The organism is Marinobacter sp. LV10MA510-1, assembly GCF_002563885.1.
Classification (GTDB): Bacteria; Pseudomonadota; Gammaproteobacteria; order Pseudomonadales; family Oleiphilaceae; genus Marinobacter.
This window is the reverse complement of the sequence record NZ_PDJA01000001.1, coordinates 3,319,070-3,332,675: the sequence shown is the minus strand read 5'-3', so window position 1 is coordinate 3,332,675 and position 13,606 is coordinate 3,319,070. Positions and strand designations below refer to the sequence as shown.

Below are 13,606 nucleotides of genomic sequence, written 5' to 3'. Positions count from 1 at the left end.
CACAGGTTTGAATCTGCAATAGATAGTTACCCCAAGTGTTCCCAATATATGCCCTATATGGTCGACTTGTATACTCATCGTTTCATTGGCGGTACTTTTAAACTCTCCTTCGAGTGAATATATTAATATCAGAAAAGGGATTATCGAGCTAGAGAAATTCTATTTTCAATATAATTTTGCACATCAAGAGTCATTTTCGCTAATTTTTTATGACCCTTTAACGGTGCTTTTACTTTTATTTTTCTATCGTTTTTAAAGTAAAACCTCATTGGTCTTTGCAATATACCTTTACCTATTTTAACGTTCTCAATTTCATCAAACTCAAAAAAATCATAACTTTTGAAATTGCCAATTAAGCTCCATTTATGAAAATATAAACCTTTTTCTGTCACAGCTAAGAAGTACATTCGCGTACTAAGGGTAGCTAACGGCCCAATTATGAAAAACATCCAAAGTTTAGGCGGTGAAACTGCTTGAAAGAAACCAATTAACGTATCACCTTCCTTTAATTTTTGCTTTATATGTTCTTGTGCTTGCTCATTATTCATTGTAAACCCAATGTTTGGTATATCAATTGCGCCTAATGTCAACAGCATGCGCGGCTAAGGAATAAAGGCGAAGCCGCAACAGTGTATCCGTCGCCATGACTGTTTTTGTTAAGGCATGATTTCAGGGCGATCAAGTCACGCTTTTGGAGTATGAGAGCCAGAAAGCGATTTTTTTATTCGTTAATCGTTCTTGAAGCATCAATATCGGATACCTTTGAAACCCTTCGGAAACCTTCGGGTTGAAGCTTTGTTGTATACCAACGATTTCCATAAGCCCCAAAAACCCGAAACATCAGTGCCGCTATAACCATGTGAGCGAGTTCAATGGTCTCAAAAGCAATGCCTTGACCAGCCAAAAAAGGCGCTGTGAACCAGCCTAATATCGCTATAAGGAATGCGGCCCCAGCCGGCGGCCAAAGTCTCTTCGATAGTGCCCAAAAGCCGCCAAGAAATACTGCTGGCCATGACCATCCTTGTTTTACTGCTTCAACTCTTCCGTCAGGGTGAGAATAGATGTCGTACAAACTCATTTCGAGATCACTCCTTTGATCTTTGAGGTCACACTATTATGCTAAATAGTCGAGTAGGAAAAATAACGAACGCTTCGAAAATCTTAACGCTACAATCACACGCTTGTCGCGAGCATTGCCTTGTTATCTGATTTTTGCAGCGATGCTCGATAAATCGCATCGATGTGGATTAAAGCACTGTCGACGTACTTGAACCCGCACTCATACCCATCGAAGGCCACGAAAAGATCTGTGCCAGCAAGGACGACAGCTTGAGCACCTTGGTCGTCGCACATCTTCTTGCCAGCCCGGAATATAGTGTCTCTTTGTTCTTCGCTGACAGCACCAGAAACAGCAATGCTCATGTAGGCATCGTAAACTTTGTCGAGACTTTCGCCAAGCGGCACAACAATTTCGGTCTCTCGAAAACCACCGATCAGTCCAATGTGCATAAATACCTTCTTGTTATGTGTTTATTTCGTAAAAATAATGCCATTCAGCACAAGCGGTTGCGGAAAGTGCCGTCAACCTGATCCAAATGCTTCGAGGTCCGTCCATCCAGCGACTCGTCAGGGGCCTCCGGTGGGCGACCGTCAGGCCGCAAACGCGCTTAAGCGATTGGTTAAATAGCTGAACATTCACCACCCCACGCTTCGGCTGGTGCACTGGGGGCCGGGAATGCTTTTTTGAATGTGAAAGCCTCCGCGGATGGGCCACGCTCTCGCAGCATCTTCAGCTTTTGGGCTGCCTCCTCAATTGACGGAATGTGACCGGCAGGCACCCACCAAAGGACCATGTAAGCCTCACCCATTTTGTAAAACCACTCTTTCTTACGGCGAATGATCTCAACGTGGGCAGACCGATAAACGTAATTATGCAAAGCCTCGGTCGAACCCCAGAGGGAAAGATTCACAGTCTTACCGGAGCAGAAACAATCAAGGCCGGTAGCATCACCGTCTTTGGTTTGAAACCGCCAGACAAAACCCGGCGACTCCTCTGCCAACGCATTGATCCTATCCATATTCGAGACAAAATCCGAAAGCTGCGGCGAATCAATTGGGGCCAACAGCGTGGCAATGTTGAGTTGGGCGATATGATACTTACTCACAGCTTCCTTCCTGAAAACACTTACCGCAAAGCTAAGCGGTGCCGGGACAAGGGCATTCGGTAGGCGGCAGGCAGGCCGGGAACGCACTTAAGCCACTGGTTAAATGCCATAAGCCCGTTCTACCTTTGCGACTCGGACTTTGAACTCGGAATACCAGGCTTCATGACCCAGACGCTGGGCTTCAAGATGCTCAACGTTTTGCTTCCAATTCTTGATGGCTTCCTCGCTGGCCCAGTACGATACCGTAATACCAATACCCTCCCGGGCTGACTCTAAACCAAGAAACCCTTCCTGTTGCGCTGCCAGCTCCAGCATTCTGTCGGCCATTGCACCGTAGCCATGATCACCCTCAGTGCGAGCGGAACTAAAAATCACAGCGTAGTACGGCGGATTTGGAGTTTTAGCAATCCCTGACATAACGTCCTCTTAACATTTAAAACGCCCCGAATAACTGGCAAATAATAGTGGCCTAAACTTGAGCGAAGTGAAAATAGCCCGCTGTTATTCGTGAACTTCCCTTAATAAAATTCACGAGCTCCGTCAGTCAATTTCTTTGAACTCTATCTGAGTCCGATGATCAAGGCCGCTGTGCAGTCGTTGGGTACTATAGAAGCCCTCAATATAAGCTTTTCTATGTTTCCGAAATTGACGCATCGCAAAGAAACGGACGACGTACGGTATTCAATGCCGCGATCCGTATGGAATAACAGGCCAGAGGCCAGCTTTCGACAGGTAAAGGCATCACGCAACGTTGCCCCGACGAAGCTTGCACTAAGACCGTTTCCCAGTCGCCAGTGCGCCAGTATGAAAGAATGGCTATCCAGTGCTTCAGCAACGCCTTTCACAATCCGGTGAGCCTGGTGACTCCACTCCGCCACTTTAACTTTGAACTCAGTGATGTACTGCGGAGTTATCGACGCGTGTCTACTAATCTAGGGGAAGTTCAGGTCCTTGTTGATTTGCTGGTTAAGCTGACATTACACAGTTAATTCCATTGTAGTGGAACCACTAAAGCCAAGTAACCATTTTAAGTATGGATAGGATTCTATTTTAACTGACTTAAATCCCATTCGTTCATACAGTATTTTAGCTTTGGGATTTATATCAATAACGTCCAAGCGTACACTGTTAAATTTATGATCTTTAGCATATTTTGCTACTTCTTTTAGGAGGTGACTCCCTACGCCTTTTCCCCTGGCATCAGAGTGAACAGCGATGCCATCCATAATTAATTCTTTAACCGCAGCCTTCCTTTCATAAAGGGTAAAAATAACAGCAGCCCAATTCCCTTTTATAAAACCTAATTGAGAAATTAATTCACTATACGTCATACTACCTGTTAATGAACCTTCTGGAGTTTGAAAGCCCGCTATTCCAATTAACTTATCTTTATGAATAGCACTAATTACATAGTCAAGAGTTAAACATGTCTTTAAAAAGAGAATTCTTTTTTTCTTAGAAGGTATCGCTACAGCAAATTTTTGTCCAAAAGCTTCGTCGTACAAATCAACAGCAGAGTCTCTGTATTTTTCAGGTAACCCTATGTGGTAGTTAATATCTTCAGTTTTCATCCAGACTCCTTTTGAAGCCTAACGAGGCTGTAGGAAAACCCTCGAGTATTTTTTGATGACGCTCCTACGTAAAATCTGGGTGTGCTTTCGATGATAAGTCCTCCAGATTTTAAGAATAGGCGCTATTTTTAGATCGTTTATCAACCAATTTCAGATCGATGATTGTCTTCGACCTTTTTCTACAGCCTCAACGTTTGAGCTAAGCGGCAGGCTGCGCGCAAGGCCCAGAATGAAATGAGGGCCTGTAACGGCATGCCGATGCGGGTCCGTTTGAGCGAAGGGTTTAGGCCTCGCTCTCGCTGAAGCCCAGGCAACTACTTGTACTTCGCCGCAGTGATGAATTGGCTGAAGGTTTCGCAATCCGATAACAGACCGACAAGCAATGCTCCGCACCCGCAGCAATGCTGACACGATCATCAGCAATATTGCCAGTTTCAATACACAGCATGTTCAAATAACCGCCCTCCCCCATATCACCCAGCCGGGCTGATTTATCAATCCAGGGGTTCCAGACCACGGTTGAGCGGCTGTTGTTGGTTTCAATGTTGATACGACGTTGCCAACCTTTGTCTTCGAGTGAACAGACGGGCTGGGTATCTTGATAAATGCGGTCAATTTCGGCATCAATGCAAATCAGCGTGATTTCGACTTTACGCTGCCAATCATCCAGGGCATCAATGAACTGGCAACCTTCCAGGCCCTTAACCGTCACATCATTGATATCACTCACGGCAAAATAACTGTGTAACGCCTGACTGATGGTGACGGTTTCTAACCCATGATTGCGCGTAATCAAGTTCAGCTCAAGGGTTGCGCCGGCGCTGACGTGTAGCTCTAGCTCGGTGTTGTGTGACCATAAGGCTGGGGGCACTTGCGTTTGCGGCAGGCGAAATACTATGTTCGTTTGCCCGGCAGCCGTCGTGCTGGTTTCAATCACGTCCCAAACGGCGGCTCTGACAAAACCATGGGCGGGATAATCCTCACGATCAGGATGTGCGCCAAACCAAGGCCAACACACTGGAATGCCGCCGCGAATGGTTTTACCCGCGATAAACGTCGCTTCGTCTGAAAGCCAGATCAGCGGTTGCTGCTCGTTGGCACCTCTTTCGGCACCCCCTTTAGCTTCTCTTTTAGCAGCCCAGGACAGCACCTGCGCGCCCTGCAGGGCAATGCTTGCCGTGGCTTGCTGGTTAGTGATGTCAGCCACAATCAAATCGCCAGTCGCGTTGAATTGCAGGTGCCCTTCTATTGCGAACTGTTCGTTGAGTGTGGCAAGTTTTTGCTGGCTGGGCATTTGCTTGAAACCTGTGTTTAACCGAGGAATTTATGCTGCTGGTTATGGCTTGTTTTATAGTCTAAACACAGCCCACTACTCGTTATTTTTGGGCATCTTTAATGTATATGGCGGTGCCGCCGTTGCGCTTTCCCACTTCACCTTGCTCCATACTCAGTGTAGCTGGCCAAAAACTTCCGGGTGCTGCTCAGCAATACGCAAAAGCGCAACTGCTGGGCCTTGTGGCTCTCTACGCCCTTGCTCCCAATCCTGCAGGGTGCGAACGCTTACTCCCATGAGACCGGCAAAAACTGACTGAGACATTTTCAGTTTTAACCGAATAATTTGAGGCGCTGAGGGCTCAGACAGTTCATAAGTGCGCAACGCCCGATTGCCCTTTTTGAATTGTTTAATTTCATCAAGCCCAGCGAGGATTTCTGCACCAAGATTTCTATCACTCATTTTTAATCGCCTCCGCTATCTGCTTAAGCATGTGCCCGGGAATCGAGGCACGTCCCAATAGTAGATCGCTCTAATGCCACCACTCTTGCCCGATCCCGCTGGTGCCCAACGAACCTTGCGAACACCACCAGAGCCCTTGATGAGATCGCCCGCATCAGGCTTCTGCATAAGGTATGTTTGAAACCCACGGTATTCTTCGTCCGTGAGGTAGCTCGGCAACAGCTTGGTGAACGTCGAGGTTTCAATGAATAGCATTGCTAAAATATACGGCGCTGCCGTATAAACATCAAGGCCAGATCAGTGAGGTGTAAACGCTCGGCTCACGCGCCGGTTTGGAGCCGCGAAGCGGTGGAAAAACGCTCACTGTGCAGCAGATCGTTAGGCGTCACTGCGCAACCAGACTGCGGACGGCCATATAGCCACCAACAAAAAGCATGGAAACCAGAAACCACTTGCGAAATGCAGCCGGTTCGATTCGATTACGCGTGTGCCGCCCAATGAACATGCCGACCAACGCTGGCACCACCGCGCCAGCGGAGGCCACGAGAATTCCGGAAGAAAAGCTTCCGCTTGCACCCAGTGCAACTGCCAATGCAACCGTGGACACTGTAAAAGACAAGCCCAGTACTTGAATGAGTTCGTCTTTGGTCAGGCCCAGCGCACTGAGATAGGGCGCGGCCGGAACTACAAAGACACCTGTTGCGCCGGCAAGGATGCCTGTGACGCCACCGACAATTGGCGAAAGGCGAAGCTCCACTTTTTGCGACACGCTGAACTTTGGCAGGAACAGCGCAATGACCGCATAGAGCGCAAGAACTGACCCGAGCGCAAGTGATGGCCAGCGGGACGACCCCGAGGTAAGGAACTGAATGCCAATTGCTGTACCAAGGCATACTGTTAGGCGATCGAACTCGGCTCGGCGCCATTAGTGAAGTATGCCCGTATAATATAGCAGTTCTTGCTTTCCTCAATGGCCATCGCAAACTCTACTTTTTTCTTTACCGCTGGAAAAAGCTTGTCCTTTTGCTTCATGATTCGCCTGAACTCCCATTCGAGACCTTCGAGTGCCTCTATGCTAGGCGCCCGGGCCCGTTGAGACTCAATGAACTTTTTGAGCTTTCCATTACGTTTTTTTCCAGATGACAGTGACATATTCCACGCAGTCTTCACCAAATCCAAGTGTGCCTGCATTTCCTCCAAATTTTCCACGCTCTTTAGCAGGTCACCGCTAACTGCTATGAGCATTTCTGATACCTTTTTCATGCTGTGGATCTTACTCAAACTCAGATTGTGGTGCGCCTAACGCGCCGGTTTGGAGCCGCGAAGCGGCGGAAAATCGGTCGCCGTGCAGCCGATTTTTAAAGCCTGCCTAGCCAGTAGTGCGGCCGCCGCCGGTCATGTGCAACCGCTAGAATCTGGAAACAGCTAGGCTTTTTTCGATAGACGATGGATAGCGGAAATCGATGAAGGGAAGCTCTGCGAATATCCGGCTCTAGCTTGACCTGCCAAGCTTCTGGTGAATCGCCGATCAGTTCGGCGAGGGCCCCAAATTCCTCTATAAAGGCACCACCCAATCCTGGAACCCTCGATTCGTAGTAACCGACTGATTCCAAAAACTCGGCTTCCGCTGCCGGGTGAAAAACGTAGTTCATTTGATTAGTGCTCGAGCCTTCCTCATAACGTCGTCACCGGGTACCGCTGGAACCAACCCGCTATCAAGTTCTTCCGCTCTTCTGCGAGCCTCAAGCAACCAGTCAGACTTAAGCTCTTCCTCTGACGGAGATTCCAGGCTCAAAACCAATCGTTGGATCAACAGAGCTCGCTCTTCTTTTGGCAGATGGAGTGCCTCGTCTTCAATTCTTTGGAGATTCATGGGCGCAACCTCTCGTTCGTGTATCTGTTAATTCTGACACGGATAGGTAATGGCTGCCATGCATCGAGCTTTACCCTTTAACGCCCGGCTCACCCGCCGGTTTGGCGCCGCTAAGCGGCGGAAAATCGGTCGCTGTGCAGCCGCTGGTTATGTTTCATCATCATCGACCTCGGACACCCGCAATAACTGGCTGCTGCGACGCACAGTCAGAATATCAACCTGATCTTTGACGCTGTGAATAACCCGATAAGTTCCAAATATCAACTCTCTGATGCGAGGCGACCCCACCTCGGGAACCATACGCCCACTTTTAGGGAAGTCGGCTAGCTGCTCTACCGTGGCGAATAAACCATCAACCCACCGTAGCGCAGCATCTGGGTTATCTTCTGCTATATACCGAGCAATATCCTCAACACGCTCCAGCGCAAGCGGGGACCAAACAATCTTCATTGACCCAGCCTGCTCAAAACCCGAGCCTTCGCGTCTTCATGCGCAATACCATCCCCGGAGGCTATCTGTTCTTCGGCCTTATACACCTCTTCCAGCACTTCCAGACGCTCTTGCATCCTCTCGTACTCGTGGACACCCACCAATACTGCAACGCCACGACCTCTCTGCGTCAATACCATAGGGCGGCGGGTTTCATGGAGCTGCTTTACAAATGTGGCTACCCCTGCCCGGAATTCAGACAGAGGACGGATATCTTCATCTACACGGACCCTAGACATGGCATTCACCTCAAGTACGTTTTAGCGTACATTAAAGAGTACGACATTGCTTACAGGCAGACAAGGTGTCCGAGGGAAGAAACATAACGCTTGCCATCACCGGTGACAAAACCGCAGCGAAGCGGAGGGTTTGAAATCCGGTGCATGGCTTGGTTATGTGATGATTCAGGCCGCAACAAGCCTCTTCACGTTGAGCTCTTTACGATGTTGTTCAGCATGCCAAAGCTCATATTGGGACTGCTGGTTTAGCCAGCTCTCTGCTGAGGTGTCAAACGCAATAGAAAGCCGAATAGCCATTTCGGGACTAATACCGGCCTTGCCGTTCAATACAGCGCTCAAAGTTTTTCGGCTAACACCCAATGCCTCTGCAGCCGCCGTGACAGAGATGCCAAGGGGCTCCAGACAAAGCTCTCGCAATACTTCACCAGGGTGGGGAGGATTGTGCATCAACATTGGCTATACCTCAGTGGTAATCTTCATAGTTCACTATCTCGGCATCACCGTCCTCAAACCGGAACGTTACCCGCCAGTTACCACTGACCAGACTCCAGCGCGATTGCCGGACAGTTCGTGCAATCGAAGGCCTGGTAAGTCCATATCTTTGGCATCCGACGCTGCATTTAATCTACCGAGAATAAGCCGAAGCCTCTTCGCGTGACCAGCCTGAATCCCTGCTGTGCTACCGGACTTGAAAAACTTGGCCAAGCCCTTGTGTTTGAAGCTTCGAATCATTACTTGATCGTACCCTGTAACGTATCAGGTTTCAAAGCACATAACGCTGAGACAAGCGGCGGCTAAAAGCCGACCGGTGGACGGCCATCAGGCCGGGAACGAACTTGATTGATTGGTTAAATGCACTTGAATGCGCACCCGCATACGCATAAGCTGTGTAAAAGCCAGCAAATAGCTCTGTGGAGGCCAAAATGCATGAGCTCTACGATATAGCTTCTCCTAAAAAGGCAACGAATCTGTCCGTGAACAGCGACCTGCTTTCAAAAACGCGAGCGTTGAACATCAATCTCTCGGCCACGCTTGAGCGAGCTTTGAGAGAAGAGTTGGCGAAACGCAAAGCAGCTCAATGGGCCGACGAAAACCGCGCTGCCATCACAGGTTACAACGAATTCGTTGAGCAGCATGGTTGCTTCGGTGACGAATTTAGGGAATTTTAATGGCCCAGTTCGATGTATACCCCAATCCGAACAAAGCCAGCAAATCGTTTTATCCCTACTTGGTCGACATTCAAAGCCTGCACTTATCTGAACTGGCAACACGCATCGTTATTCCGCTTGGCAGGCTCTCAGCCTTCGGGAACCAAACGATGCAGGGCCTCACTCCAGAGGTCACCTTCGATGGCCAGAAACTTCTGTTGCTGACACCTCAAATATCCTCAGTGCCCACCAAGCAACTGAATAACCCCGCAGGCTCATTAACCCACTTTCGAGACCAGATAGTAGATGCCCTGGACTTCGCGATCACTGGCATTTAACGCTGCGCTAATGTGCGCCGTTTACGGCGTCACGGTTTAGCGATTTGTGTACGCCCAGCATGGGCATGAACTAATGGGGTGAAAGTCCCCTGTGGGAAGATCACCGTTCAGCCGGTTTTACCGATTGAACGCTAACCACTAGCGAATGGCAAGGGCCAACCCGCGAGGCGCCGTCTCCGGAACGCCGGCCGGAAGTAAGCCGCTAGCAAAGCTGCGAGCTGATGAACAAGAACATCATATGAGGCGTAGGCCGGAGGCGAGTTGGCACAAGCCGACGGGGCGGCCTCCCGCGAAGCCGCGTGATCTAACGGCCACCGTAAATGATGCAGTTGCGCAGTGACAGTGCATGTTCTTATTTGGGGCGGTCCGACGCTTCGGGATCTGCTCAACGAGCGATCGGTCAATTACCAGTCAGGCCACTGATCGATCAAGCTTGGGCGCAGCCGTTGCCACCGGCGGTTGCGAGCGAACGAGGTGGACACCGATAGCGCCGATAGGGGTAACCCCGCCGGTGATTGAGCAGAAGTCAGCAGACGGCATAGTAGCCAAACGCCCATCGTAATGGTTGGGACAGGGTGAAGGCCTGAACCCGAAAATCAATGAGGAGCCTGTGCAGCTCAACGATTCCATGTCCGACCGGGCTGAGGAACGTTGGCGCAAAATCAGAAGCCATCATTGGGGTAGGAGGAGGTAATCGGCCATCTTACTCTGAACGTTTTCGGGAAACGCCCTGTGCGGACCCGCCGGTCCGACGCATCGGTGCAGGGTGTTGTGGGGGCTGGGGGTTAGATACCCCCGGCTACCCGATTAGCAGCTTCGGCCTGAAGGCGCTCAACTAGCCAGACCTTGATGATTGACTGGCGCGTGACACCGATACGGGCCGCTTCCCGGTCTAGCGATTCAACAACCCACGCAGGGAAATCTACATTTATCCGCTTTGCTTCTTGGTTCACGCGCCGCGCCGTGGAAAGATCAAGATCGTCAACAATATTCTCCTGATCTTCCTCAAACTTTTTGTCGAAATCTCTAGCTTTCATAGAGCTCTACCTCTTTCTTGCGGGAACGCCTGACTGAAATCATCCGAATACGCCTGCCCCTATATGTAACGACCGCAGACCAATGCTTTTCGCCTATTCGACCAACCAGGAGGAATCGCTCCTCATCCATAGCTTTTGCTCGGACTTCCAACAGATATGGATCTTCCCAAAGCGTTCGAGCACTCTCGAAATCAATACCGTGCTTTTCCAGATTAGCCTTGCTTTTGTGGTCGTCGAACTCGAATTCATCCATGAGTATAAAATATCCCTTTTTTACTCAACCGGCAAGATCGTGGAGGTAAAGTGGTGCCTGCTAACGCAGAAGGCAGCAGCGCGCGTCAGCGCGTCCGCTGGCCTGACTTGTTAGCAGAGATGTCCTTGAACCCACCAGAGGCATACTTGTGCAAAACACTGGAAACCAGAGATTGGTACGGCAGGCCCTCCTCCAAAGCCCGGCGCTGAAGTGCCTCCAGATCCCGCCTAGAAATACGGATATTGATCCGCTTGTCTTTCTTGAAGGTTTCTTCGGCTGCCTTCGTGAGATGCTCGCGCCGATCGGCATCCAGATCCGATTCGAATTCCCCGGACTCGTATGCCTCAAGCAACTCTTGCTCTTCAGAATCTAATTTAATCTTGGCCATACAATCCCCCTAAAAATTTCTTGGTGGCCTTGCGGCTGGGGATGATCGTTTTGAGAAAGATCTCCCCGTCATTCTCAACATACGGTACCAGCCAGGCGTAATCATCAATCCGAACCACAAACAGACGCTGATTCGGATACTTATCACTGTTGGGATGAGGTCCATCATCAAGTAAACCATCAGACTGAAGGGCGAACAGAACGTCTTCGAAAGAAGCTCCGCACTCGCTCATCAACTGCTGGTTCTTTTCAGCATTCCAGTTAATTTGCTTCATGACATGAGTCTAGCAGAGTGTGTGCCTATTGGCATCTTGCTAACGCTCGGCTTTGCGGCGTGCCGGAGCGCAGCGAAGGCGCGTCCGCCAACAGCCATTTGTGTACGCCCAGCATGGGCATGAACTAATGGGGTGAAAGTCCCCTGTGGGAAGATCACCGTTCAGCCGGTTTTACCGATTGAACGCTAACCACTAGCGAATGGCAAGGGCCAACCCGCGAGGTGCGGTCTCCGGAACGCCGGCCGGAAGTAAGCCGCTAGCAAAGCTGCGAGCTGATGAACAAGAACATCATATGAGGCGTAGGCCGGAGGCGAGTTGGCACAAGCCGACGGGGCGGCCTCCCGCGAAGCCGCGTGATCTAACGGCCACCGTAAATGATGCAGTTGCGCAGTGACAGTGCATGTTCTTATTTGGGGCGGTCCGACGCTTCGGGATCTGTTCAACGAGCGATCGGTCAATTACCAGTCAGGCCACTGGTCGATCAAGCCTGGGCGCAGCCGTTGCCATCGGCGGTTGCGAGCGAACAAGGTGGACACCGATAGCGCCGATAGCGCCGATAGGGGTAACCCCGCCGGTGATTGAGCAGAAGTCAGCAGACGGCATAGTAGCCAAACGCCCATCGTAATGGTTGGGACAGGGTGAAGGCCTGAACCCGAAAATCAATGAGGAGCCTGTGCAGCTCAACGATTCCATGTCCGACCGGACTGAGGAACGTTGGCGCAAAATCAGAAGCCATCATTGGGGTAGGAGGAGGTAATCGGCCATCTTACTCTGAACGTTTTCGGGAAACGCCCTGTGCGGACCCGCCGGTCCGACGCATCGGTGCAGGGTGTTGTGGGGGCTGGGGGTTAGATACCCCCAGCTACCCGATTAGCTGGGTGTAACTGACAGCCCAGCCCCTGGCACTCAAAATGATAGCCTATTCCGCTGCTGCCCTTATGCCAAGATTCGCAGATGCACAGTGTCAAAATCACTGCAACCGATGCGGCGAACGAACCTAAACTTCAGAGTAACAGGCGCAGAACCAATTTTCCGTGGAAGGCCCCGCACGGCGAACACCGAATTTTATGACAACGCCAGTGAACGATTGAGCGGCCAAACTAACTACGGACTCAGACGGCCTTGGCGTAACTGAAAATTAGCGGTTTTGCTACGAACCTAGTACACTGTACATCTTAATAGTTCGCAATTAATAGCATTTTGCTATACTCGTTCTCAACCATCAATTGAGGACGACGATATGGCACCACGTTACAAGGTGACACTGACAAAAGAAGAACGAAAAGAATTGGAGGCAATTTCAACGAAGGGCAAAAGGGCCGCCCGAACCGTTTTATCTGCCCGCGCATTGCTACTGCTTGATGCTGGAGAATATGGGCCTAAATGGGTTGTTGCAAGAGTTGCTGAAGCCTTAGGGCGAACGACTCGAAGTCTCGAACATTTAAAAAAAAGATTTGTTGAAGAGGGTCTCACCGCAGCCATCGAACGGAAGAAACGCGAAACACCTCCCCGAGAAATTCTGTTTGGAGGTGAGTTTGAAGCCCGGCTTTTGGCATTGGCGTGTTCACAAGCGCCGGAAGGCCGAAAGCGTTGGACCGTACGGTTACTGGCTGAGAAAGTGGTGGAATTGGAAATAGCACCGAGTGTTTCCCCCATGACGGTATGTAACACTCTAAAAAAAATGAACTTAAGCCTCACCTGAGCAAATACTGGAAAATACCACCGGATGAGAATGCCGCTTTTGTAGCGGCGATGGAGGACGTTCTTGATATCTATTCACGGCCATATGATCCGAAATTTCCGGTGGTCTGTATGGACGAATCGAGCATGCAGTTAATTGGCGAGGTTCATGAACCTATTCCAGCAGCTCCTGGGCCAATGTCATCAACTTAAGCCCCAGAAGTCCATTATGATCCTCTGAGTCACCAAGATTACCAATCGTGAGACAGCCTATTATTGAATCGACAGGCGATTAAAATCAGAGCCTAACCCGAAATCAGCGCCAAAGACCGTCAATGGTGTATTTGCCGGTGTGTCAGAGCGGTTTAAGCGTTATTCAGGGCGAGAACCATTCGACCGGTGGCCGGCACAGTCTG

Annotated in this window: 21 protein-coding genes and 3 pseudogenes; 3 read left to right on the top strand and 21 right to left on the bottom strand. The window is 50.1% G+C overall.

All coding sequences use genetic code 11. The features are described from left to right. Positions 1-140 precede the first annotated feature (140 nt). The 17 genes and pseudogenes from ATI45_RS16085 to ATI45_RS16005 all read right to left on the bottom strand — a co-directional run bounded on the left by ATI45_RS16085 (position 141) and on the right by ATI45_RS16005 (position 8,804). Positions 141-548: a hypothetical protein gene (locus ATI45_RS16085; RefSeq protein WP_098420656.1), complete on the bottom strand. Its 408-nt coding sequence runs from the start codon at positions 546-548 to the stop codon at positions 141-143. Positions 549-721: 173 nt separating this feature from the next. Continuing rightward, positions 722-1,078, bottom strand: coding sequence for a DUF2628 domain-containing protein (locus ATI45_RS16080; RefSeq protein WP_098420655.1), 357 nt, complete (start codon positions 1,076-1,078; stop codon positions 722-724). A 95-nt stretch (positions 1,079-1,173) separates the two neighbouring features. Continuing rightward, positions 1,174-1,509: a hypothetical protein gene (locus ATI45_RS16075; protein WP_098420654.1), complete on the bottom strand. Its 336-nt coding sequence runs from the start codon at positions 1,507-1,509 to the stop codon at positions 1,174-1,176. 170 nt (positions 1,510-1,679) lie between these two features. Next, a complete protein-coding gene (locus tag ATI45_RS16070; protein ID WP_098420653.1) occupies positions 1,680-2,165 on the bottom strand; it encodes a DUF3291 domain-containing protein in 486 nt (161 codons plus the stop codon). Between the two features lie 99 nt (positions 2,166-2,264). Next, positions 2,265-2,582 (bottom strand): antibiotic biosynthesis monooxygenase family protein, encoded by a 318-nt coding sequence (locus tag ATI45_RS16065; RefSeq protein WP_098420652.1) that lies wholly within the window; start codon positions 2,580-2,582, stop codon positions 2,265-2,267. A 560-nt stretch (positions 2,583-3,142) separates the two neighbouring features. Continuing rightward, on the bottom strand, positions 3,143-3,736 hold the full coding sequence (locus ATI45_RS16060) for a GNAT family N-acetyltransferase (RefSeq protein ID WP_098420651.1): 594 nt from the start codon (positions 3,734-3,736) through the stop codon (positions 3,143-3,145). Positions 3,737-4,019: 283 nt separating this feature from the next. Continuing rightward, positions 4,020-5,030, bottom strand: a complete 1,011-nt coding sequence (locus tag ATI45_RS16055) for a D-hexose-6-phosphate mutarotase (RefSeq protein ID WP_098420650.1) — start codon at positions 5,028-5,030, stop codon at positions 4,020-4,022. A 153-nt stretch (positions 5,031-5,183) separates the two neighbouring features. Next, positions 5,184-5,471: a helix-turn-helix domain-containing protein gene (locus tag ATI45_RS16050; RefSeq protein ID WP_098420649.1), complete on the bottom strand. Its 288-nt coding sequence runs from the start codon at positions 5,469-5,471 to the stop codon at positions 5,184-5,186. Positions 5,472-5,525: 54 nt separating this feature from the next. Continuing rightward, positions 5,526-5,726 (bottom strand): annotated as a pseudogene (locus ATI45_RS22825) (type II toxin-antitoxin system RelE/ParE family toxin); the annotation flags it as partial. A gap of 130 nt (positions 5,727-5,856) precedes the next feature. Then, positions 5,857-6,357 (bottom strand): annotated as a pseudogene (locus tag ATI45_RS16040) (TSUP family transporter); the annotation flags it as partial. Between the two features lie 11 nt (positions 6,358-6,368). Next, positions 6,369-6,734, bottom strand: a complete 366-nt coding sequence (locus tag ATI45_RS16035) for a hypothetical protein (RefSeq protein WP_143751176.1) — start codon at positions 6,732-6,734, stop codon at positions 6,369-6,371. A gap of 95 nt (positions 6,735-6,829) precedes the next feature. Continuing rightward, a complete protein-coding gene (locus ATI45_RS16030) occupies positions 6,830-7,123 on the bottom strand; it encodes a type II toxin-antitoxin system RelE/ParE family toxin (protein WP_098420646.1) in 294 nt (97 codons plus the stop codon). Beyond that, complete coding sequence (locus tag ATI45_RS16025; protein ID WP_098420645.1) at positions 7,120-7,344, bottom strand: addiction module protein; 225 nt, start codon at positions 7,342-7,344, stop codon at positions 7,120-7,122. The genes ATI45_RS16030 and ATI45_RS16025 overlap by 4 nt, the downstream gene beginning before the upstream one ends. Positions 7,345-7,491: 147 nt before the next feature. Then, a complete protein-coding gene (locus ATI45_RS16020) occupies positions 7,492-7,794 on the bottom strand; it encodes a type II toxin-antitoxin system RelE/ParE family toxin (protein ID WP_098420644.1) in 303 nt (100 codons plus the stop codon). Continuing rightward, positions 7,791-8,072 (bottom strand): type II toxin-antitoxin system Phd/YefM family antitoxin, encoded by a 282-nt coding sequence (locus ATI45_RS16015; RefSeq protein WP_007348116.1) that lies wholly within the window; start codon positions 8,070-8,072, stop codon positions 7,791-7,793. Before ATI45_RS16015 ends, ATI45_RS16020 begins: the two co-directional genes overlap by 4 nt. Before the next feature lie 165 nt (positions 8,073-8,237). Beyond that, positions 8,238-8,525 carry a HigA family addiction module antitoxin gene (locus ATI45_RS16010; RefSeq protein ID WP_098420643.1) on the bottom strand — a complete coding sequence of 96 codons (288 nt, stop codon included), beginning with the start codon at positions 8,523-8,525 and terminating at the stop codon, positions 8,238-8,240. Positions 8,526-8,535: 10 nt separating this feature from the next. After that, a pseudogene (locus ATI45_RS16005) lies at positions 8,536-8,804 on the bottom strand (type II toxin-antitoxin system RelE/ParE family toxin). 191 nt (positions 8,805-8,995) lie between these two features. Here ATI45_RS16005 and ATI45_RS16000 point away from each other — a divergent pair. Both ATI45_RS16000 and ATI45_RS15995 read left to right on the top strand, forming a co-directional pair. After that, on the top strand, positions 8,996-9,241 hold the full coding sequence (locus ATI45_RS16000; RefSeq protein ID WP_098420642.1) for a type II toxin-antitoxin system CcdA family antitoxin: 246 nt from the start codon (positions 8,996-8,998) through the stop codon (positions 9,239-9,241). Continuing rightward, complete coding sequence (locus ATI45_RS15995; RefSeq protein WP_096275970.1) at positions 9,241-9,558, top strand: CcdB family protein; 318 nt, start codon at positions 9,241-9,243, stop codon at positions 9,556-9,558. The genes ATI45_RS16000 and ATI45_RS15995 overlap by 1 nt, the downstream gene beginning before the upstream one ends. 785 nt (positions 9,559-10,343) lie before the next feature. On the opposite strand, the gene brnA is transcribed toward ATI45_RS15995, so the two are convergent. From brnA to ATI45_RS15975, 4 genes are all read right to left on the bottom strand, one after another. Next, a complete protein-coding gene (gene brnA / locus ATI45_RS15990; RefSeq protein WP_098420641.1) occupies positions 10,344-10,595 on the bottom strand; it encodes a type II toxin-antitoxin system BrnA family antitoxin in 252 nt (83 codons plus the stop codon). Continuing rightward, positions 10,585-10,848, bottom strand: a complete 264-nt coding sequence (locus ATI45_RS15985) for a BrnT family toxin (RefSeq protein ID WP_098420640.1) — start codon at positions 10,846-10,848, stop codon at positions 10,585-10,587. Before ATI45_RS15985 ends, brnA begins: the two co-directional genes overlap by 11 nt. Before the next feature lie 85 nt (positions 10,849-10,933). After that, on the bottom strand, positions 10,934-11,236 hold the full coding sequence (locus ATI45_RS15980; RefSeq protein ID WP_098420639.1) for a CopG family antitoxin: 303 nt from the start codon (positions 11,234-11,236) through the stop codon (positions 10,934-10,936). Then, positions 11,223-11,510: a toxin gene (locus ATI45_RS15975; RefSeq protein ID WP_098420638.1), complete on the bottom strand. Its 288-nt coding sequence runs from the start codon at positions 11,508-11,510 to the stop codon at positions 11,223-11,225. The genes ATI45_RS15980 and ATI45_RS15975 overlap by 14 nt, the downstream gene beginning before the upstream one ends. A gap of 1,240 nt (positions 11,511-12,750) precedes the next feature. Between ATI45_RS15975 and ATI45_RS15970 the strand changes: the two genes are divergently transcribed. Then, positions 12,751-13,212 carry a helix-turn-helix domain-containing protein gene (locus tag ATI45_RS15970; RefSeq protein WP_018405070.1) on the top strand — a complete coding sequence of 154 codons (462 nt, stop codon included), beginning with the start codon at positions 12,751-12,753 and terminating at the stop codon, positions 13,210-13,212. The last annotated feature ends 394 nt before the right edge of the window (positions 13,213-13,606 follow it).